We start from the raw sequence: 20354 nt of genomic DNA, 5'->3' as shown, positions 1-20354 counted from the left end.
CGTGGTCGCGTGGTGCTGCGGGTTTTTGGTGGGGAGTGTCCGTGACCTTTAGTAGAGCTTTTCCCCGCGGGCGAGCATCTCCACGTATTTGGTGATGTTTCGTTCGCGGGTTTCTGCGCGCTTGAGCTGACTTAGACGGAAGATCATCGCCCAGCGGTTCTGCTTCGTGAGTGTTGCGAAGAACGCGGATGCCTCGGGGTTGGCGTCGATGGCCGCCTGCAGGTCGGCGGGCACCTCCGCGTCCTTCACCCGGTACGCGGCATCCCACCGCCCGTCGGCCTTGGCTCGCTCGATCTCGGCGTGCCCGCCGTCGCGCATCCGACCCTCGGCGATGAGGCGCTCCACGATGCCCACGTTGCGTTGCGACCAGGGGCTGTTGCGCCGGCGCGGGGTGAATGCCTGCAGCATGTAGTCGTCGTCGAGGCGCTTGGATTGGCCGTCGATCCAGCCGTGGCACAGTGCGACCTCGAGGGCCTCGTCCCAGGTGATGCCGGGCGCGGAGGACAGTTTTTTGCGCAGCTTCAGGCGCACACCGTCGTCCGTGCCGTGGTCGATGAGGTACCGTTCCCACTCGGCCGTCGTCGAGACGTAGACGATGACCTTCTCCTCAAACGACGCCATAGGGCGATGGTACGTCCCACACCCGACCCTCCCTTAACGTGAGGTGCCCACTTCGGTGGGTGTTTTTGTGAAACAACCAACCGAAGTGGGCACCTCGGGGATGCGGGAGCCGCTAGCTCGCGGTGACCTCAGCGGCCTCGGCGGTCTCCGCGGCGGGGGTGCCGGTCGAGACTGCGACCTTGCGCGGCTTCGCCTGCTCGCTCACCGGGATGACGACGCTCAGCACGCCGTTCTCGTAGTTCGCGGAGATCGATGCGGTGTCGATTCCCTGACCGAGCGTCAGCTGACGCAGGTAGGCGCCGCCCTGGCGCTCACGCGTGAGCCACTTCACGTCTCCCTGGCTGCGTGTGGTCCGCTCGGCGCGGATGGTGAGCAGCTGACCGTCGACGTCGACATCGACGGATCCCGGGTCGACACCAGGGAGGTCGGCGGTGAGAACGTAGTGATCGCCGTCGCGATAGAGGTCGATCGGCATCCGGCGGAGACCCTGTCGGGTCGCGCCGCGCTCGAGCTCACGGAACGGGTCGAAGAGTACTGCCATGATGATCTGTCCTTCGTCTAGAACTTGAGTCGCCTTGACTCAAGTAAGACGAAATTAGCACTCTGCACGCCCGAGTGCCAGCGTGTTCGCATCCGGCGAACGGCGTGACTGTATGGGGAAGAAGCGGAGATCAGTAACCGCTGAAGTAGTCGGTATGGATGTGACGAACCCCGCGCTTGCGGAGGGTGCGGCGCAGCTCGTTCACGAGGCCGGGTGGGCCCGACACGAAGGTTCGGCGGTGGACGGCATCCGGTACCGCGGAGGCGAGGGCATCCGCATCCACACGTCCCGTGCCAGCGTGCACCCAACCGGCGGGCAGGGGGCTAGGTGCCTCGGGTGCGAAGAGCACCACGCGTGCTCCCGTGCGCTCGAGAAGCTCACGATACGGGAGCGGGCCGGTCGTGCTCGTCGCGTACACGACCACGACGTCGCGCTTCTCGCCACGGTCCGTCGCGTACCCGAGTTGTGACGCGAAGGGGGTAATGCCGATCCCGCCGGCGACGAGCAACAGCGGCTGCGAGACATCCGCGGGCAAAACGAAGTCTCCGTGCACACCCGTGCCGTGGACGGTTTCCCCGGGTTCGAGTTCGAGCAGGGCCTTCTTGAAACTCGACGACGACGAGGGAACCGTGATCGCGAACGTGATCGGTGCTTCGGAGTCGGGAGCGGAGGCGATGCTGAAGTATCGGCGGCTCCCGCGGAAGTCGGTCTTGCGGTGCGGGATCGTCAGCTCCATGTATTGGCCGGGCACAAAGTGCACCGGATGTTTCGGCTGGAAGCTCAACTCCCACGTCCGGTCGTTGACGGCCGTCTTGCCGAGGTAGGTCATGCGGATGGCGCGGCGCTGACCGAAAACGAACGCGATGAGGTTCGCGACGAGGAGCGCCAGCAGCGGGTCGGAGTAGATCGGCCCGATGCTGAAGGGCACCGAGAACAGCACACCCGCGATCCCGGCGACCAGCCACTGCTGCCAGCGCCTCGGCGGTGTGGTGAGCGGCTCGCTGAGCATGAACCCGACGAAAAAGAACATGGGCGACGAGAGGAAGGTGAACGACAGCACGGAGGCGAGGTCGTTGCCCTGCGTGACACCGAGCGAAATGCGGATGACCGACGCGACGACCACAAAAACGAGAGCCATATCGAGCCGTCGAAGCCGGTACAGCACGAGCAGCGCACCGACGATGACGACCGGCTGGAGGAACGGGGTTCCCGTCCACCACGCCGGGAATCCGAGCCCTGCAAGCCCGATGATCCACGCGCCGAGAGCGGCCGGGTTGAGAATATGCCTTCCGCGGAATGCGAGCACGTACTTCGACACGGTGGCGATAGTGCTCGCAACCGCGATACCGAGCAGCCCGAGCGGGTCCAGGGTCGGCACGATGATGAGGGCGATGAGCACACCCGTGATGCACGAGGACTCCGGATGCCACGGCCGGCGCACGATGAGGGAGGCGAGCCATCCGGTGATGGCCGCCGAACCGACCGCCACGAGTGCGGAGGCGAGGATCGGGAGCGGCTGATAGGTGAGCTGCCCGAAGAGCGAGAGCACAAGAGCGGTGATGGTGATGGCCGCGAGCGTGAACAGTACGAGCTTGTACATCGGCACCGCGCCGAGCCTGCGATCGAGCCACTGCTTCATGTGAAGATCTCCCCGGTCAGGTCTGGCGAGTACGTTACCCGCCCGGTGGAGTCGACCACCACGTACTGAAAGTCGAAGTCGCGCGTGAGGTATTCCGGCTCAGTGAAGAACAGGGCGGTCGCAAGGCCGTCGGCTTCGAGGGCTGTGCTCGCGAGCGCCCAGGTTGCGAGCACGCGGGTGGCGGGCATCCCGGTCACCGGATCGATGACGTGGTGCAGACCGTCACCCCACGCCCGTCGGTTGGTCGCGGACGCGCACACGGCACCCGTGCCGAGCTCGACGACTCCGATGGCGCGGGTGGGGTCTGCCGGATGCTCGAGCCCCACGCGGATCGTGCCCGGGCCGCGCCGGTACAGGTCGCCGCTGGCGTCCACGACGAACTCGGTGTGGCCGGCATCCACGAGCATCTCGCTCACGAGGTCGACAAGGTAGCCCTTTCCTGCCGCACCGATGTCGACGGTCACCGGTCGCAGCGCGCTGAGCGTTCGCCCGTCCCAGGCGATGGCGTCTTCCCACGGTGGTGCCGGAACGGGAGCTCCCGCTGGCGTCAGTCGGTATGCACTGTCGTAACCGAGACGTTCGAGGCTCGCACCCACGAGCGGAGTGACCGCCCCACCGGTGGCGGCGTAGAGCTTTCGGTACAGCTCGAAGAGGCGCGGGGCATCCGCTGGCAGTTCGACCGAGGCGGGCGCGGCACGCAACCGGCTCACGAGCGAGTCGTCGCGGAACCGCGAGTAGGCGAGGTCGAAGGCGTCGACGCGGTCGCGGATGCGACGTCCCACCTCGGCTACGACCGGCTCAGCGGTCTCCACCTGCCACAGGGTTCCGATGCCCTCGAAGCTCAGCACGTCGGGGTGCGCCTAGGACGAGGCATCCGCCTTGATCGCCTCGAGGGCTTTCATGAACCCGCCGCTCGTGAGGGACGACCCCGCGACTTTGCTCACGGAGATGCTGTCGAGGCTCTTGCCGACGATCTGCTCGGCGATGCCACCGGCGAACTCGCCCTGGTAGAACTCGGTGTTGGGGTTGGTCGGGTTGGTTCCGATCTGCACGTCGGTGACGTTGCCGCCCGCGACGGTCAGGGTCACGTCGATCGTCTCGGTGCCGTTGGGCGACTGGTACTGGCCGCTCTCGGAGTAGGTGCCGTCGGCGTAGGTTCCGGTCGAGCCGGTGTCGGCTCCCGTGTCCGGCGTGCTCGTCTCGGGGGTGGTGCCCGTGTCGGTCTCGGTGGAGGGGGTCTCGGTCGGCGTCTCGGCGGCGCAGCCAGCGAGCGCTCCCGCGAGGGCGAGTCCGGCGGCTACGGCTAGGGCAGGTCTGGCGATGGTCGTGCGCATGGGTCTCCTCGTCTCACAACGTCTTCGTACAGCATCCCGTACCGGATGGGAGAAACCTTGGAGTCGCCTCGACTTCTCCGGGGAGGAATTACAGCTGCACTCCGTCGGCCCACACCGTGCTGACCCGCCACTCGTGGTCGAGCAACACCGCGTCGGCGGCGTAGCCGGGCGCGAGCATCCCGTGCCGTGCCTCGAGACCGAGCACGCGGGCGGGGGTGTGAGTGAGTGCCTCTACCGCGGTCGGAGCGTTGATGCCCGCCGCAAGGGCGCAGCGCAGGGCCGCATCCTGTGTGAGGGTCGAGCCCGCAATCGTGTTGGTGCCACTCAGAAGTGCGAGGCCGCCCTGCACGGTGACGTTGAGGTTGCCGAGGCGGTAGTTGCCGTCGACGGCACCTGCCGCGGCCATCGAGTCGGTGATGAGGGCGATGCGGCCGGCGGCCGACGCGAAGGTGAGGTTCACGACATCCGGATGCACGTGCACCCCGTCACACACGAGTTCCAGCACCACTCGCTCGTCCTCGAAGGCCGCCACCACGGGGCCGGGGGAGCGGTGGTGGATGCCCGGCATCGCGTTGAACGCGTGGGTGAGCAATCGCACCCCGCGGTCGAAGGCCTCCTTGGCCATCTCGAAGGTCGCATCGGTGTGCCCGAGGGCGACGACGATGCCCTGCTCGACGAGCACGTCAACGGCGTCGAACGCGTTCGGGAGTTCGGTCGCGAGGGTCACTTGCCGCAGCGTGCCGCGTGCGGCGCTGATGAACTGGTCGAGATCTGCCGGGTCGGGCTCGCGCAGGAAGGCGGGGTTGTGAGCTCCGCGATGCGCGGGTGCGAGGTACGGGCCTTCGAGGTGCGACCCGAGCACGAGCGGGTCGGATTCGGCGAGGTCGGCGATGAGCCCGAGGCTCGCCAGCAGCGACTCCTCGGGGGCGGCGACGAGACTCAGCACGGAGCGGGTTGTGCCGTGGGCGCGGTGCACCGAGAGCGCTTGCAGCAACTCCTCGGCGCCGCGGTCGTAGGAGTACCCGCCGCCACCGTGGCCGTGGAGGTCGATGAATCCCGGGGTCAGCCAGTGGCCGCCGGCGTCGATCTCGGTGTCGGCCTGGGGGCGCGTGTGCCCGGAGCCTGCCGACACGATGGTGCCGGCATCCACGAGCATCCAGAAATCATCGACCTGACCGGAGGCGTCGACTTTGCGCGCGGAGTGAATGAGTGTGTTCATGTGAAGATGATCGTCCGCGCGCCGTCGAGGAGTACTCGATCTTCGGAGAACCACTTCACGGCCTGGGTGAGGGTGCGGGATTCCTCGTCCTGTCCGATCGTGACGAGCTCGGCCGGTGTACGCGAGTGGTCGACACGCACCACGTTCTGCTCGATGATGGGCCCCTCGTCGAGGTCGCTCGTGACGAAGTGGGCGGTCGCGCCGATGAGCTTCACCCCTCGCGCGTGCGCTTGCTTGTACGGGTTCGCGCCCTTGAAGCCCGGCAGGAAGGAGTGGTGGATGTTGATGACCTTGCCGGCGAGTTCCGCGCACAGCTCAGGAGACAGGATCTGCATGTACCTGGCGAGCACCACGAGTTCGATGTCGTGCTCGGCGACAACCTCACGCACGCGGTTCTCGAAGGCGACCTTTTCGTCGGCGGATGTCACGGGCCGCGACTCGAACGGAACGTCATAGAACTGGGCGAGGCCCGCCAGGTCGGGGTGATTGCTCATCACGAGGGGGAGTTCGACGGAGAGCTGCCCGGCACGCTGCCGATAGAGGATGTCGTTGAGGCAGTGACCGGCCTTCGAGACGAGCACGAGCGTGCGCAGCGGCCGTCCGACGACGTCGAGTTGCCAGCTCATCTCGTAGCGCTCGGTGACGGGAGCCAGGGCTTGCTCGAAACGCTCGCGCGAGACATCCGATTCCACCTGGAGTCGCATGAAAAAACGACCGGTGTCGTCGCTCGAGAACTGCTGGGATTCGGTGATGTTGCCTTCGGCCTCGACGATCGCCCCACTCACGGCGTGGACGATGCCGGGGCGGTCCTCGCAGACGAGGGTGAGGATCCAGTGGGTGGCGGCGATGGTCACGCACCTACAGTAGCGGCGTAGGCTTGTGGGTGATGGCGCCGGCCCGCGTCATCCCGCGGGCGGCGAACGCACCACACAGCACGGATTCGGAGCATCGCCTTCATGGGCGCGCCAGCATCTTCATCTCACGCCACTCAGGCCTTCCCCTGGGTGGGTCTCATCACCCTGTCCCTTCTCGTCTTCACGGCGGTCACGAGCGAGTTCCTCCCCACGGGTCTTTTGCCCGATATCGCGGAGGAGTTCGACGTCTCCGACTCCCAGGTCGGCCTCCTCATCACTGTCTTCGCCGGAACCGTTGTGCTCACGGCGGCACCCCTGGCGACCCTCACCCGGCGTTTTTCGCGCAAGTGGCTCGTTGTGGTTGTCGCGATCGCGTTTGTGCTCGCGAACGTGCTCGCCGCGATCGCCCCCACGTACGAGGTGCTCGTTGTCGCTCGTGTGCTCGGCGGTCTCGCGCACGGTCTGTTCTGGGCGGTCGTCGGTGCCTACTCCGGCCACCTCGTGCCGAAACACCAGGTCGGTCGCGCCGTGGCGATCGTCTCCGGCGGTGGGACGGCGGCCTTCGTCCTGGGGGTGCCGATCGGTACCGCCATCGGTCACGTGGTGGGCTGGCGGCTCGCCTTCATGGTCATCGCCATCGTGACGCTCCTGTTGACCTTCGTCGCCATGTGGCTGCTTCCCGCCGTTCAGCACATCACCGCGCCGGTTACCGGTGAGATTCAGTTGCCCCTGCGCAAGGACAAGTCGATCCCGGGCATCGTGCTGCTGTGCCTCGTCATCCTGCTGGTGATGACGGGCCACAACCTCTTCTACACGTACATCGCACCGTTCCTCATCGGTCCCGTCGGCCTGGACGGTGGCGCCGTCGCCGGTGTGCTGTTCCTGTACGGCGGTGCGGGGGCCATCGGTGTGCTCATCGCGGGGCTCCTCACCGACAAGTACCCGCGACTGGCGCTGGCCACCGCGATCCTCGGAATCGCCGCGTCCGTGCTCGTGATCGCCCTGTTCCCCACCACGGTGTGGATTGTGCTCGCCGCCATGGTGGCCTGGAGCATCGCGTTCGGCGGTGTGCCGGCGATGATCCAGACGCGGATGCTGCACACGGCGTCCGCGCGGATGCGGGACGTGGCATCCGCCTACCAGACCACCGCGTTCAACATCGGGATCGGCGGGGGAGCGCTCATCGGTGGCCTCGTGCTCAACGTGTGGAGCATCACAACCCTGCCCTACCTCGACGTGCTCATCACACTCGCCGGTCTCGTGCTGCTCCTCCTCGGCGATCGCTGGTTGCACGCGCGGGCCCGTCGCGGCTCGGCTCCGAAAGATCAGGCACCGGCGACCGCTCACTGAGCGATCAGAGCAGTGCGGTCACGACGAGACCCACACCGAGCGCGGCCACCACAAGCGACCCGATCACCGTGGTGATGCGCCGCGCCCTCGGCCCGATGCGGCCGTGAAGGATGCCACCCACCGCGACCAGCGCGGCCTGCCACACGAACGACCCAACCCCCACCCCCGCGATGAAGCACACCGCTGCCCAGGCATCACCGGCGATGCCGTCGAGGCCGGTCATGAGCGCCGCGAAGTACACGAGGGTCGCCGGGTTGATGAGTGTCAGGCCGAAAAACAGGGAGAAGCGCATCCATCCTGTTGCGGGTTGTGTGGCAATGCTGCCCGGTTCCGAGGTGCCGGGGCTCGCCCGCCGCAGCACACTCCACACGGCAATGGCCACGAGCGCGATCCCGCCGACAACGGCCGGCCACGGGGCAAGGCTCCGAACGGCGGGCGCGGCGACCGATCCGAGGAGCGCGGCGGCGAGGCAGTAGAGCACGTCCACCGAGGCGACACCCGCGGCCGCCGGTAGCCCGCGGCGAAAGCCGCGGTGCATCCCTTCCTGGAGCAGCAGCACTGCGATCGCACCGAGCGGAATCGCGATGGCGAGGCCCGCGACGAGACCGCCGAGGAGGGCAAGTGCACTGTTCATGGTGGGCAGTGTCATCCGTCGCCGTTACGGTTGCCGACAAATGCGCAGTATGTGCGGGTAACATCGCCGTGTGGATAACAAAGATCGCGAAATCATGGCGATTCTCTCGGTGGATGGCAGGATTTCCTTCAGTGATCTCGGTCGCCGCGTTGGCCTCAGCACCAATGCCGCGGCCGCGCGCGTGCGCAAGCTCGAATCCAGCGGCATCATCCTCGGGTACCGGGCGGTTCTCGCCGCACACGAAGCCGAGGAGGGCATCGAGGCCTACGTCGACGTGAGGCTCCAGTTCGATGACGACCGCGATCGTTTCCTCGCGTGGGTGGCGGGCAACCCGCTCGTGGGCGAGGCGGCCCACGTCACCGGACTGTGGGACTACCACCTGCACGTCCGAGTAAAGGACACGTCCGCTCTCGACCGGTTCCTCAGAGACCTCAAACGTGATGGCGGTGCCGCCCAGACGGAGACACGCATCGCCCTGCGCTGAGGTCGCGGCTGGTAGAGTTCAACCGTCGCAACTGGCGTTGAGATGGGACACCATCGGGGAGCGACCCGAACACGGACGCGGCCGTACGCCTGGGCCACGAACCTCAACCTCACCGTGTAAAGGAGCGCCCGTGTCCACCTTCAATTCCCCCCTCAGTGACGTCGATCCCGAGATCGCCGCAGTTCTCGAGCAGGAGCTCGGCCGTCAGCGCTCGACTCTCGAGATGATCGCGAGCGAGAACTTCGTGCCTCGCGCGGTGCTCGAGGCCCAGGGCTCCGTGCTCACCAACAAGTACGCCGAGGGTTATCCGGGGCGCCGTTACTACGGCGGCTGCGAGTTCGTGGACGTCGCAGAGTCGCTCGCGATCGAGCGCGCAAAGTCGCTCTTCGGTGCGGCCTACGCCAACGTGCAGCCCCACTCGGGCGCCTCGGCCAACGCCGCAGTGCTCTCGGCGATCGCCACCCCCGGTGACCGCATCCTCGGTCTTGCACTCGACCAGGGTGGCCACCTCACCCACGGCATGAAGCTCAACTTCTCCGGCAAGCTCTACGAGGCCCACGCCTACGGCGTCGACCCCACGACCCACCGCGTCGACATGGACGTCGTTCGCCAGAAGGCCCTCGAGGTGAAGCCCCACGTGCTCATCGCCGGGTGGTCGGCCTACCCTCGGCAGCTCGACTTCGCTGCGTTCCGTGCCATCGCCGACGAGGTGGGGGCCAAGTTGTGGGTGGACATGGCGCACTTCGCCGGTCTCGTTGCGGCAGGGCTGCATCCGTCGCCTGTGCCGTTCGCGGATGTCACGAGCTCGACCGTGCACAAGACGATCGGTGGTCCGCGCTCGGGCTTCATCCTCACCAACGACCTCGAGACGCAGAAGAAGCTCAACTCGAATGTGTTCCCCGGCCAGCAGGGCGGACCGCTCATGCACGTGATCGCCGCCAAGGCGACCGCCTTCAAGCTCGCCGCCGAGCCCGAGTTCAAGGAGCGCCAGGAGCGCACCATCCGTGGCGCGCAGATCCTCGCTGAGCGTCTGACCGCGGACGACGCGAAGGCCGCGGGAATCGCCGTGCTCACCGGGGGAACCGATGTTCACCTGGTGCTCGTCGACCTGCGTGACTCGGCCATTCACGGGCAGGACGCCGAAGACATCCTGCACTCGGTCGGCATCACGGTGAACCGCAACTCGGTGCCGAACGACCCGCGTCCGCCAATGACTCCGTCGGGTGTTCGTATCGGTACGCCCGCCCTCGCGACCCGTGGCTTCGGGGACGCCGAGTTCACTGAGGTGGCCGACATCATTGCGACGGCCCTCAAGCCGACGCCGGATGTCGCGGCTCTGCGCGCGCGCGTCGAGAAGCTCGCGAACGACTTCCCGCTCTACGACGGCCTGACGTCCCCGGGTTCGTGGGCCTGATGACCGCAACAACACTCGATGGCGTCGCGACGGCGGCGGCGGTCAAGGAGGAGTTGCGGGAGCGAATCGCTGCGCTGAAGGCTCGCGGCATCCGTCCCGGACTCGGCACGCTCCTTGTAGGCGACGACCCCGGCTCGCAGTCCTACGTGGCGGGTAAACACCGCGACTGCGCCGAGGTCGGCATCGAGTCGATTCGTGTCGATCTGCCGGCCACGGCCTCCGAGGAGGACGTGATGGCGGCGATCATCGCCCTCAACACGAATCCGGATGTCACCGGCTACATCATTCAGCTTCCGCTCCCGCGCGGCATCGACGAAAACGCGATGCTCGAGCTCATGGACCCGGATAAGGATGCCGACGGCCTCCACCCCACCAACCTCGGGCGGCTGGTGCTCGGTGTCGGCGGGGAGATCACCTCGCCCCTCCCGTGCACGCCCGCGGGCATCGTCGAGATGCTCCAGCGCTACGACGTGCCGATCTCGGGCAAGCACGTGGTCGTTGTCGGTCGTGGTCTGACTGTCGGTCGTCCGCTGGGGCTTCTGCTCACGCGCAAGGGGCTGGATGCCACGGTCACCCTCACGCACTCCCGCACGGCCAATCTCGAGTCCTATGTGCGCAGGGCGGACATCCTCGTCGCTGCCGTCGGTGTTGCCGGGCTCATCAAGCCGGAGTGGGTCAAGCCGGGTGCCGCGGTGCTCGACGTCGGAATCACCCGGGTCGTGAACGAAGAGACCGGCAAAGCTCGCCTCGTGGGCGATGTCGATCCCGCCGTGGGGGAGGTCGCCGGTCACCTGTCGCCCGTCCCGGGTGGCGTCGGACCTATGACGCGTGCGATGCTGCTTAAGAACGTCGTCGATGCAGCAGAGAGGGTGGATTCGTGAGGTTTTCGTGGGGCCGTCTGTGGCTCGCTCTCGCTTCCATCGCCGCGGTGGCTCTCGCCGTGGGGTTCGCTCTCCAGTACCTCGGCCTCTGGGTCACCGCCTAGCCGCTGCTTCTTCCTACGTGCATCACGAAAGTGATCTGCTCGTCACACGCGTGAAACACGTGCTCCCTACGGTGGGATCACTGTCGCTTTTCCGCCTCGTGGTGAGGCGGTAATCGTCGCGCCCGCAGCAAAAATCGCTCGCAATAATCCGTTGCCTCAGCGCGCAATAAAGCACGATAGTTGCAGAGCTTGCCGCAATCGTGCATTTATCTTGCGCAACAATGGGAAAATCGTGCGATTTACCCGATCACGCGACCCTCACTCACTGTGATCCAGTGCGACGGGACAGTAACCACCCCATCCTGAAAGCACCCGCACACGAAACGGAGACTCACGTGCAGACACGAGTTCTCGCCGGCGTCGGGAGTGTTGCGCTCATCGCATCCCTCCTCGTCGTCGGATCGCCGGCAGCGGCAGACATTGCCCCGCCGGCTCTCCCCATCAGTCGGCCTGACGCCGGCATCACCTTCCCGACGCAGTACCCGACGAAGAACACCCTTCAGGTGTTCCCCGATCTCGCCTCGGATGCATCGAACCTCCGCGGCGTCCGCCCCTACGACGAGATCGCACCGCTGCTGAACTCGTTGCAGGCGGGGAGCGACGTCATCTCCGCCCAGGTCGTCGGCAAGACCGACCTGCGCAACGCCGACATCCCGAACGGCCGCGACATCTACCTCGTGACCCTCACCTCGCCGGAGACGCCCGAGGAGACTGCTCAGCAGCTCGCATGGCGCGACATGGTCAAGCACGACCCGACCGCCGCGGCGCTCGATGAGGAACTCCAGGCCGAGTACAAGGTGCCGATCTGGTTCAACGGCAACATTCACGGTAACGAGTGGGAAGGCACGGATGCCACACTCAATTACATCCAGGAGCTCGTGAACAACGCCTCCCAGCCCGCCGTTCAGGAGTTGCTGTCGACCACACGTCTGTACTTCACGGTCACCAACAACCCTGACGGTCGCGCCCTCGGACAGCGCGAGCAGGCTCTCGGATACGACCCCAACCGCGATGCGGTGACGGGTGCGACCGCGGAGGCCTCCATCATCCGTGACCTGTCGAGCCTCATCCAGCCGACGTACTTCGTTGACCTGCACGGGTACACCAACGTGCTGCAGGTCGAGCCCTGTGGTCCGCCGCACGGTGAGAACTACGAGTACGACCTCTTCATCCCGCACGCCTACTCCGCAGCCCTCGCCGTGGAGCAGGCCGTGACCGCGGCGAACATCCCCGGCAACACGTACATGTCGCCGACCGGGGGTACGACAACGACCAACACCGGCAAGATCAACATCCCCTACCGCGACCAGCGTGAGGGATGGGATGACTGGCCCCCGATCTTCGCCCCGCAGTACGTCGCCTACCAGGGCGCTATTACGAACACCGTCGAGCTGCCCCTCGGCCGACTCACGCTGAACTCGACCAACCAGGCTGCTAACGCGGCCCGTGCGGCGATCAACATCCAGGTCGCCGATGTCGTCATCAAGACGATCGTCGACTACGTGACAGATCACAAGGCCGCCCTCCTCGACAACCAGATGGAGATCTTCCGTCGTGGAATCGCGGGCGAGCCGTCGGTCGAGATCCCCGCCGACATCGCGGTCGAGGACCTCGAGCCCGACGTGCCGACAGAATGGGTGTCGATCTGGGACGAGACCGACGTCTACGTTGCCGACTACCCGCGTGCGTACGTGCTCCCGCAGGGTGGCACGCAGCGTTCCGACACGGATGCTCAGCGTCTCGTGCAGTCACTGCTCGTTCACGGAATCGAAGTGGATCAGGCATCCGCTCCGTTCTCCGCTGGCGGAAAGGACTACGCGGCGGGTTCCTACATCGTCGACATGCACCAGCCGCTCCGCGGCCTTGCCAACGTGCTTCTCGATGACGGAACCGACATCAGCGCCCGCGTTGGCGACATGTACGACATCTCCGCGTGGAGCCTCGCGCTCCTCTGGGGTGCCGACGTCGACTCGATCGGCACGACCGGTGACGAGCTCTTCACCTTCGAGGGTTCGGATGTTTCGGCAGTCGACCCGTCCGGAACCGTTCCCGCACCGGGCACCTACCTCACGTTCGAGCCTCGTGGCGCGGCCGAGTGGCAGGCGGTCAACGCCCTGCTCGCCGAGGGCATTGCGCTCGAGCAGCTCGAGGACGAGAAGATCATCCTCGGCCCGGATGCCGCGAGCTACTCGGCAGCTCTCGAGGTCGCAGACGTCTTCGGCGTCGACTTCACCGCGAGCTCGGGTTCGGAGTTGCGTGACGGAACGAGCAAGCCGCTCAAGTCGCTCAAGATCGCCTACACCGGTGGCAACATCGACCGCGACATGCTCACGAAGATGGGCTTCAAGGACTTCGTGTCCATCAACGGAACCGCGGTCAACAACGGCACCGTCGATCTCTCCACGATCGACCTGCTGTGGCTCGGCAGCGCGCTGAGCGGCCTGAACACGACGGGAACGGCGAACATCAACGCCTATCTCGCCGCGGGCAAGCCGGCCCTCGGTCGCGGAACCGCGATCTCGTCCTTCGCCAACACGTTCGGCATCGTCACCGCCGGAGCATCGAGCGCCTCGAGCAGCTCAAACGGCATCGTGTCGCTGACCGTGAACCCCGACGGCGTGCTCTCGCAGTGGTCGCAGGACACCGCGTTCGTGTACCCGGCCGTGCGTTACACGGGCCTCGGCTCGAACGCCGTGATCGAGTCGACGTACGCAGCGACCACCGAGAGCATGATGATCTCGGGGTGGTGGCCAGAGGCCAACCGCACCGCCTTCGTCGGGCAGCCGGCGGCCGTCTCGGCTGTTGGTCCCACGGGAAGCAAGACGTACTTCTTCGGAACGTCGGTGCTCTTCCGCAACCACCCGGTCGGAGCCTTCAGCGACATCGCCCGCGCGATGTACTGGGGTGCGACCGCCGGAACGAACGCCCTGCCCGTGCCGCCGCTCGTCGACCGCATCGAGGGAGCGAACCGCTACGACGTCGCGGTGAACATCTCCACCGAGGCGTTCCCCGAGACGGCACCGGTCGTCTACGTTGCCACCGGAATCAACTACCCGGACGCGCTCTCGGCGGGCCCCGCCGCTGCGCACGAGGGTGGACCGGTGCTGCTGGTTCCCGGAACCTCGATCCCGGCATCCGTGTCCGCTGAGATCGCGAGGCTCGACCCCGAGCGCATCGTGGTTGTCGGTGGCCCGGCATCCGTCGCCCCGGCCGTGTTCAACGAGCTGACAACGATGGCGGACACCGTGGAGCGCATCGAAGGAGCGAACCGTTACGAAGTGTCGCGCAACCTCGCAAGCGAGGTGTTCGGCACCGCCGAGCGCGCCTACCTCGCAACGGGTGCGAACTTCCCGGATGCTCTTGCCGCAGGCGCTGTCGGTGGCAACATCGGCGCACCGGTTGTGCTCGTCAACGGAACCCAGCCGACGCTCGACTCCGACACCGCGACCCTGCTGAACGGTCTGGGTGTCACGAGCCTGCGTGTCGCCGGTGGTCCGAACTCGGTGAGTTCCGGCATCCTCGACGCCGCTAACGTGATCGCGCCCACAACGCGACTCGACGGCGCGGACCGCTACGCGGCGGCCCGGTCGATCAACGCCGACGCCTACACGGAAGCCGACCGGGTGTTCCTGGCCACTGGCCTGAACTTCCCGGACGCGCTCGCCGGTTCGGTGTTGGCAGCCCTCAACGAGGCTCCTCTGTTCGTCGTCAAGACGGCGTGTGTCGACCAGGCAACGCTCGACGCGATCGAGAGCCTCGGCGCCGATCACATCACGCTGCTCGGTGGACCGAACAGCCTCAACCCGTCCATCGAGGCGCTCACGCCCTGCGTGTAACCCTCTCGGACACCGATGGCCGTGGGCCCGCGACAGCGGACCTGCGGCCATCGGCCCGTTAAGAGCCGATCAGATAAGAGCCGATCAGTCCCGCGTCGCGCCCTCGGACGGGGTCACCGTGAACATGCCGGGTTGCGCGAATCCGTGCTCGGCGAAGGCGCCATCGATGGCGACCTGTACCCGGGAGATGTTCTCCCGGGGCACGAGGGCGATCGCCGCTCCGCCGAACCCGCCGCCGGTCATCCGTGCGCCGATGGCGCCGTTCAGCTGTGCCGTCTCCACCGCGAGGTCGAGTTCGGGCACCGAGATCTCGAAATCGTCGCGCATGGAGACGTGCGAGGCATCCAGAAGCTCACCGATCGCGTGCGGTCCCGTCTCGCGCAGGGCGATGACCGTATCGAGCACACGCTGGTTCTCGGTCACGATGTGGCGCACCCGTCGGAAGGTCTCATCGTCGAGTGTCTCGCGTGCTCGCGGCAGGTCGTCGACGCTGACCTCGCGCAGGGACGCCACCCCGAGGGCGGCCGCACCTCGCTCGCAGGATGCCCGGCGGGCGGCATAGCCGCCGGTGGCGTGGGAGTGCGAGACGCCCGTGTCGATGACAAGGATCTCGAGGCCAGCCTCGTCAAAACCGAGCGGAACGAGCGAGGACTCGAGCGATCGACAGTCGAGGAACACCGCGTGGTCACGCCGGCCGAGCAGCGACGCGGACTGGTCCATGATGCCGGTGGGTGCGCCGACCGCCTTGTTCTCCGCGAGCTGCCCCACCTTGGCGAGGGTGGGAGCGTCGAAGGACAGCCGCCACACATCAGACAGGGCAATCGCGACGGCACTCTCGATGGCGGCCGACGACGACAGGCCCGCGCCGACGGGAACGGTCGACTCGATGTAGAGGTCGACGCCGGGCACGGCCGCGAGGTCGGCACCGAACTGCGACAGCGCCCAGGCGACACCGAGGGGGTAGGCGGCCCAACCGTGGAGGCGCTCGGGGGTGAGCTCTCCGAGCGGGATCTCCACCACCTCATCGGCGAACTCCGAGGCCACCCGCATGACTCTGTCCTCGCGCAGTCCGAGCGCGACGATCGTGCGCCGATTGATCGCAAACGGAAGCACGAACCCCAGGTTGTAGTCGGTGTGCTCCCCGATGAGGTTCACTCGGCCGGGTGCCGACCAACTGCCAGCGGGCGCGTAGCCGTAGATCTCCTCGAACCCGGCGACGACGTCGTCACGGATGTCACTCACGATTGCTCCCTCATGTGCTCGGCGATCACCACTCGATCTCGCCGACACGATCGATTCCACCCCGGATGAACTCGGCCTGAGTCTCGGGCGGTACATCCCCAATCCACGCCCCCATGGCCGCTTCCGACCCGGCGAGGAACTTGAGCCTATCCGCCGCGCGCCGCGGACTCGTGACCTGCAGCATGAGTCGGATGTCGTCGCGCATCCGCCGCACGGGTGCCTGGTGCCACGCCGCGATGTACGGGGTCGGTGTGTCGTAGAGGGCGTCGAGCCCCCTCAGCACCCGCAGGTAGAACGGCGCGAGCTCGTCGCGTTCGGCCTCCGTCGTCTCGGCAAGGTCGGGTACGTGTCGGCGCGGGAGCACGTGGACCTCGAGCGGCCATCGTGCGGCGAACGGCACGAACGCAACCCAGTGCTCGCCCTGCAGCAGAACACGTTCGGAGGCGAGCTCGAACTCGAGGATGCTCTCGAACAGGCCCGGCCCGAACTCCTCGATCGACGCCATGAGCCGCTGAGTGCGCGGTGTCACATACGGGTAGGAGTAGATCTGGCCGTGCGGATGCTGCAGCGTGACGCCGATCGCCTCCCCGCGGTTCTCGAACGGAAACACCTGCTCGACGCCGGGCAGCGCGCTGAGCGCTGCAGTGCGGTCGGCCCACGCCTCGATGACGGTGCGCGCGCGGCTGCGGCTGAGGGAGCCGAACGCGCCCTCGTGCTCGGGGCTGAAGCACACGACCTCGCAGCGCCCGTGTGACGGCGCGGTGCGCCCGAGCCCGAGACCCTCGAGGTCGAGTGCGCCGAGTTGCGGACCGAACGAGGGGGAGCGGTTCTCGAACACGGCGACGTCATAGCGGTTCGGCACCTCGGACGGATTGCCGGGGGACTGCGGCGCGAGCGGGTCGAGGTTCGCTGGCGGCAAGAACACGCGGTTCTGCCGTGCGGCAGCGATCGAGATCCAGTCGCCCGTGAGGGGGTCTTGGCGCATGGTGGCCGTGGCCGGACGCGGGTCGAGGGTGCGGGCATCCGTCGCCCGCTCCGGGCCGAGGGTCGTGTCAGCGTCGTCGTAGTAGATGAGTTCGCGACCATCGGCGAGCGTGGTCGGGTGTTTGGTGATTCCGCCCGTGAGCATCCCATTACGATAACGAAAGAACGTATTGCGTTTTCGAAAGAAATCGAAAGGCCCAGGATGACCGCAGCTCGCCGTGCAGCGCTCGCACGACTCGTTGCCACTCGCGGATTCGTGCGTGTCACCGACGCCGCCGCCGAACTCGGGGTGAGCGACGTCACCGTGCGGGGAGACCTCAGCGCGCTCGAACGCGATGGCACCGTCATCCGCGTGCACGGGGGTGCTATGCCCGTCTCGACCCTTCGTGAACCGACGCTCGAGGCCGCCCGCGATCGGGATGCCGCGGCCAAGCGCGCCATCGGGTACGCGGCCGCAGAACTCGTGGTGAGTGGCGAGAGCCTCTACCTCGATGCAGGAAGCACCGCACTAGCGATGGCCGAAGCGCTTGTGCAGCGCACCGACGTGACCGACCTCGTCATCGTCACAAGCGGCCTCACCATTGCCCTCGCACTCGAGCCCGCGGTGCCCCGCCACACCGTCATCGTCACCGGCGGAACGCTCCGACCCCTGCAGCATTCGCTCGTCGGACCCTACGCGGCACCCATGCTCGATACCCTGCGTCTCGACAGCGCCTACATCGGATGCAACGGCGTCGATGCCGCGGCCGGCGCGACCAACCGCAACCTCCCCGATGCGGAGATCAAGCGCCGCGCCATGGGGATCTCCAGCCGCAGCATCCTTCTCGCCGACGCCTCCAAGATCGGTGTCACGGATCTCGCCGTCATCGCCCCGCTCACCGATTTCGACACACTCGTGACGGCCGGCGCGGTCTCGCCGGGCACGCTGGAAGCGCTTCCCCTCGACGTTAGGCTTGCCGCGTGACCTATCCCACCGGCGAACAGTACGAGATCCGACACGGCGGCTATCGCGCCGTCATCACCGAGGTGGCCGCGGCCCTGCGCGAATTCGAGCACGACGGTGTCGCGCTCAATCCGGGCTACCCGGCAACCTCGACACCGCCGTGGGGTTCCGGCATCGTGCTCGCGCCGTGGCCGAACCGCGTCGAGGACGGCCAGTGGACCCTCGACGGCAAGGAGCAGCAGCTCGACCTCACCGAGGTGTCGCGGCACAACGCCATTCACGGTCTGCTGCGGTATACGCCGTACCGCCTCGTCGCGCGGGACGACGCATCGGTCACCCTCGCCGCCACGATCTACCCCCAGCACGGCTACCCGTTCATCGTCGAGACGATCGTCACCTACGCCCTCAGTGACAGCGGGATGACGGTGACCCACACGGCGACCAACCGGTCGGATGCGCCCGCCCCGTTCGCTCTCGGGACCCACCCGTTCTTCCGCATCGGCGGTGTGCCCACCGAAGAGCTTGTGCTCACGGTGAACGCGTCAACACGCTTCGACGTCGATGAGCGCCTCAACCCGCTCGCGGAGGTGCCGGTCGACGGTGACTACGACCTGCGCGAGGGACGGGCCGTCGGTGAGCTCGAACTCGACACCGCCTACGGTGGTGTCGCTACCGTCGAGGGTGTCGTTGCGACCCTTCGCGCGCCCGACGGTCGCGAGCTGCGGGTGCTCCAGGACGACGCCCACGGCTACGTTCAGGTGTTCACGACTCGCGAGTTCCCACTGTTCGATGCCGCAGGCGAGCGCGAGGGTTACGGTCTCGCCGTCGCCATCGAGCCCATGACCGCGCCGCCGAACGCGTTCAACTCGGGCCTCGGGCTCCACTGGATCGAACCCGGGGCCACCTGGAACGGTGCGTGGGGCATCCAGTACGCTGGGTAACAACGAAGGGGAGTAGTTCCTCGCGGAGACATCGACATACTGGCCGAACCTTCGGCCCGGTGCTCCACCAGGCGTGAGCCTGGCGAACGAGACCTTCGGCCAGCACCGATCTGGCCGAAGTCATCGACCCTCGAAACGCTTCGCGCCGGATCCATGACCGGAGGATCCGATGACCGAACGTGAGCGCACCAGAACCAAGGCCGACATCCGACGGTGGCGTCGCTACCTCGCCGCCGAACGCGCGGAGGCGGCCGTCTACCGCGATCTCGCATCACGCCGCGAAGGGCAGGATCGTGACATCCTGCTCGCGCTCGCGGAAGCGGAGGGGCGGCACGAGCAGCACTGGGTCGACCTCCTCGGGGACGACATCGGCGCACCGTTGCGCACCGACCTTCGCACTCGACTGCTCGGTTGGCTCGCGCGCAGCTTCGGCTCCGTGTTTGTGCTCGCGCTCGCCCAGCGGGCCGAAGCGCGCTCGCCGTACGAGAAAGACGCCGACGCAACCGACGCCATGGCGGCAGACGAGCGTATCCACGGCGAGGTGGTGCGAGGTCTCGCGATCCGCGGGCGACTGCGCATCTCCGGCACGTTCCGCGCGGCGGTGTTCGGCGCCAACGACGGCCTCGTCTCCAATCTCGCGCTCGTGCTCGGTGTCGGCGCGACCGGAGTGCCACCCGCGACCGTGCTGTTCACGGGCATCGCAGGCCTCCTCGCGGGAGCCCTCTCCATGGGGGCTGGCGAGTACGTTTCCGTGCGCTCCCAGCTCGAACTCATCGACGCCGCAAAACCCGACCCGACCGCGCGGGCCGTGCTACCCAACCTCGACGTCGACGCGAACGAGCTCGCCCTCGTGTATCGGGCACGCGGCATGGACCCGGATGCTGCGGAGGCCCACGCATCCGACGTGCTCGCAACCCTGCACCTCGAGGCGGACCCCGCCGCAACCGACGCGTCCGAGGATGTCGACACCATAGGAACGGCGTGGGGTGCAGCTATCTCGAGCTTCTTCTTTTTCGCCTCCGGTGCCGTCATCCCCGTGCTCCCGTACTTGTTCGGTGCGACCGGTCTCACGGCGGTTGTTGTTGCGTCGGTGCTCGTGGGGCTTGCGCTGCTCGCCACGGGAACCGTTGTCGGCCTGCTCTCGGGGGCATCCCCACTCAAGCGCGCGCTGCGGCAACTCGCCATCGGGTTCGGGGCGGCTGCGGCCACGTACCTCCTGGGGCTCGCGTTCGGTACGACCATCGGCTAGCGCTCGTAACACTGCTTAGCATTTCGGGCCCTTTCGGCGTGCTCGTGTCACCCTGACGAGGTCGCGATGAGCATCGAGAGAAGG

General features: G+C 66.9%; 18 protein-coding genes and 1 riboswitch. Of the genes, 8 read left to right on the top strand and 10 right to left on the bottom strand.

Annotation, left to right across the window (positions count from 1 at the left end; translation table 11 throughout):
* Positions 1-48 precede the first annotated feature (48 nt).
* The 7 genes from LH407_RS05090 to purU form a co-directional block, all read right to left on the bottom strand.
* A complete protein-coding gene (locus LH407_RS05090) occupies positions 49-621 on the bottom strand; it encodes a YdeI/OmpD-associated family protein (protein WP_322132373.1) in 573 nt (190 codons plus the stop codon).
* A gap of 112 nt (positions 622-733) precedes the next feature.
* Positions 734-1162, bottom strand: a complete 429-nt coding sequence (locus tag LH407_RS05085) for an Hsp20/alpha crystallin family protein (protein WP_322132374.1) — start codon at positions 1160-1162, stop codon at positions 734-736.
* Positions 1163-1292: 130 nt separating this feature from the next.
* Positions 1293-2801 (bottom strand): FAD-dependent oxidoreductase, encoded by a 1509-nt coding sequence (locus LH407_RS05080; RefSeq protein ID WP_322132375.1) that lies wholly within the window; start codon positions 2799-2801, stop codon positions 1293-1295.
* Positions 2798-3649, bottom strand: a complete 852-nt coding sequence (locus LH407_RS05075) for an FAD:protein FMN transferase (RefSeq protein WP_322132376.1) — start codon at positions 3647-3649, stop codon at positions 2798-2800. Before LH407_RS05075 ends, LH407_RS05080 begins: the two co-directional genes overlap by 4 nt.
* Positions 3650-3661: 12 nt before the next feature.
* Positions 3662-4135 (bottom strand): FMN-binding protein, encoded by a 474-nt coding sequence (locus LH407_RS05070; RefSeq protein WP_322132377.1) that lies wholly within the window; start codon positions 4133-4135, stop codon positions 3662-3664.
* A gap of 88 nt (positions 4136-4223) precedes the next feature.
* Complete coding sequence (nagA, locus tag LH407_RS05065) at positions 4224-5354, bottom strand: N-acetylglucosamine-6-phosphate deacetylase (protein WP_322132378.1); 1131 nt, start codon at positions 5352-5354, stop codon at positions 4224-4226.
* Positions 5351-6208 (bottom strand): formyltetrahydrofolate deformylase, encoded by an 858-nt coding sequence (gene purU / locus LH407_RS05060; RefSeq protein ID WP_322132379.1) that lies wholly within the window; start codon positions 6206-6208, stop codon positions 5351-5353. Before purU ends, nagA begins: the two co-directional genes overlap by 4 nt.
* 102 nt (positions 6209-6310) lie before the next feature.
* On the opposite strand from purU, the gene LH407_RS05055 reads away from it, so the two are divergent.
* Entirely contained in the window at positions 6311-7558 is a 1248-nt protein-coding gene (locus LH407_RS05055) for an MFS transporter (RefSeq protein ID WP_322132380.1), read from the top strand.
* 4 nt (positions 7559-7562) lie between these two features.
* Here LH407_RS05055 and LH407_RS05050 read toward each other — a convergent pair whose 3' ends face one another.
* Positions 7563-8192, bottom strand: coding sequence for a LysE family transporter (locus LH407_RS05050; RefSeq protein WP_322132381.1), 630 nt, complete (start codon positions 8190-8192; stop codon positions 7563-7565).
* Between the two features lie 70 nt (positions 8193-8262).
* Between LH407_RS05050 and LH407_RS05045 the strand changes: the two genes are divergently transcribed.
* The 4 genes from LH407_RS05045 to LH407_RS05030 all read left to right on the top strand — a co-directional run bounded on the left by LH407_RS05045 (position 8263) and on the right by LH407_RS05030 (position 14911).
* Positions 8263-8676, top strand: coding sequence for an Lrp/AsnC family transcriptional regulator (locus LH407_RS05045; RefSeq protein ID WP_322132382.1), 414 nt, complete (start codon positions 8263-8265; stop codon positions 8674-8676).
* 17 nt (positions 8677-8693) lie between these two features.
* A riboswitch (ZMP/ZTP riboswitch) is annotated at positions 8694-8778 on the top strand.
* A gap of 28 nt (positions 8779-8806) precedes the next feature.
* Positions 8807-10090, top strand: coding sequence for a serine hydroxymethyltransferase (gene glyA / locus LH407_RS05040; protein ID WP_322132383.1), 1284 nt, complete (start codon positions 8807-8809; stop codon positions 10088-10090).
* Positions 10090-10971, top strand: a complete 882-nt coding sequence (locus LH407_RS05035; protein WP_322132384.1) for a bifunctional methylenetetrahydrofolate dehydrogenase/methenyltetrahydrofolate cyclohydrolase — start codon at positions 10090-10092, stop codon at positions 10969-10971. Before glyA ends, LH407_RS05035 begins: the two co-directional genes overlap by 1 nt.
* Before the next feature lie 439 nt (positions 10972-11410).
* Positions 11411-14911: a cell wall-binding repeat-containing protein gene (locus tag LH407_RS05030; RefSeq protein WP_322132385.1), complete on the top strand. Its 3501-nt coding sequence runs from the start codon at positions 11411-11413 to the stop codon at positions 14909-14911.
* A gap of 84 nt (positions 14912-14995) precedes the next feature.
* Here the strand turns inward: LH407_RS05030 and galK are convergent, their stop codons facing one another.
* Positions 14996-16153 (bottom strand): galactokinase, encoded by a 1158-nt coding sequence (gene galK, locus LH407_RS05025; RefSeq protein WP_322132386.1) that lies wholly within the window; start codon positions 16151-16153, stop codon positions 14996-14998.
* A 25-nt stretch (positions 16154-16178) separates the two neighbouring features.
* Positions 16179-17282: a galactose-1-phosphate uridylyltransferase gene (galT, locus tag LH407_RS05020; protein ID WP_322132387.1), complete on the bottom strand. Its 1104-nt coding sequence runs from the start codon at positions 17280-17282 to the stop codon at positions 16179-16181.
* A 57-nt stretch (positions 17283-17339) separates the two neighbouring features.
* Between galT and LH407_RS05015 the strand changes: the two genes are divergently transcribed.
* The 3 genes from LH407_RS05015 (at position 17340) to LH407_RS05005 (ending at position 20270) form a co-directional block, all read left to right on the top strand.
* Positions 17340-18101, top strand: coding sequence for a DeoR/GlpR family DNA-binding transcription regulator (locus tag LH407_RS05015; RefSeq protein WP_322132388.1), 762 nt, complete (start codon positions 17340-17342; stop codon positions 18099-18101).
* Positions 18098-19021 carry an aldose 1-epimerase family protein gene (locus LH407_RS05010; protein WP_322132389.1) on the top strand — a complete coding sequence of 308 codons (924 nt, stop codon included), beginning with the start codon at positions 18098-18100 and terminating at the stop codon, positions 19019-19021. Before LH407_RS05015 ends, LH407_RS05010 begins: the two co-directional genes overlap by 4 nt.
* Before the next feature lie 169 nt (positions 19022-19190).
* On the top strand, positions 19191-20270 hold the full coding sequence (locus tag LH407_RS05005) for a VIT1/CCC1 transporter family protein (protein WP_322132390.1): 1080 nt from the start codon (positions 19191-19193) through the stop codon (positions 20268-20270).
* Positions 20271-20354: the final 84 nt, after the last annotated feature.

The organism is Antiquaquibacter oligotrophicus, assembly GCF_020535405.1.
GTDB lineage: Bacteria > Actinomycetota > Actinomycetes > Actinomycetales > Microbacteriaceae > Rhodoglobus > Rhodoglobus oligotrophicus.
Note: the sequence above shows the minus strand (reverse complement) of the source record. Positions and strands in the feature narration are given on the sequence as shown.

What these genes read in the sequence shown, in the direction of transcription:
- LH407_RS05090 (WP_322132373.1), bottom strand. Translation starts at nt 621, where the DNA reads ATGGCGTCGTTTGAGGAGAAGGTCATCGTCTACGTCTCGACGACGGCC.
- LH407_RS05085 (WP_322132374.1), bottom strand. Translation starts at nt 1,162, where the DNA reads ATGGCAGTACTCTTCGACCCGTTCCGTGAGCTCGAGCGCGGCGCGACC.
- LH407_RS05080 (WP_322132375.1), bottom strand. Translation starts at nt 2,801, where the DNA reads ATGAAGCAGTGGCTCGATCGCAGGCTCGGCGCGGTGCCGATGTACAAG.
- LH407_RS05070 (WP_322132377.1), bottom strand. Translation starts at nt 4,135, where the DNA reads ATGCGCACGACCATCGCCAGACCTGCCCTAGCCGTAGCCGCCGGACTC.
- nagA (WP_322132378.1), bottom strand. Translation starts at nt 5,354, where the DNA reads ATGAACACACTCATTCACTCCGCGCGCAAAGTCGACGCCTCCGGTCAG.
- LH407_RS05055 (WP_322132380.1), top strand. Translation starts at nt 6,311, where the DNA reads ATGGGCGCGCCAGCATCTTCATCTCACGCCACTCAGGCCTTCCCCTGG.
- LH407_RS05050 (WP_322132381.1), bottom strand. Translation starts at nt 8,192, where the DNA reads ATGAACAGTGCACTTGCCCTCCTCGGCGGTCTCGTCGCGGGCCTCGCC.
- LH407_RS05035 (WP_322132384.1), top strand. Translation starts at nt 10,090, where the DNA reads ATGACCGCAACAACACTCGATGGCGTCGCGACGGCGGCGGCGGTCAAG.
- galT (WP_322132387.1), bottom strand. Translation starts at nt 17,282, where the DNA reads ATGCTCACGGGCGGAATCACCAAACACCCGACCACGCTCGCCGATGGT.
- LH407_RS05015 (WP_322132388.1), top strand. Translation starts at nt 17,340, where the DNA reads ATGACCGCAGCTCGCCGTGCAGCGCTCGCACGACTCGTTGCCACTCGC.
- LH407_RS05005 (WP_322132390.1), top strand. Translation starts at nt 19,191, where the DNA reads ATGACCGAACGTGAGCGCACCAGAACCAAGGCCGACATCCGACGGTGG.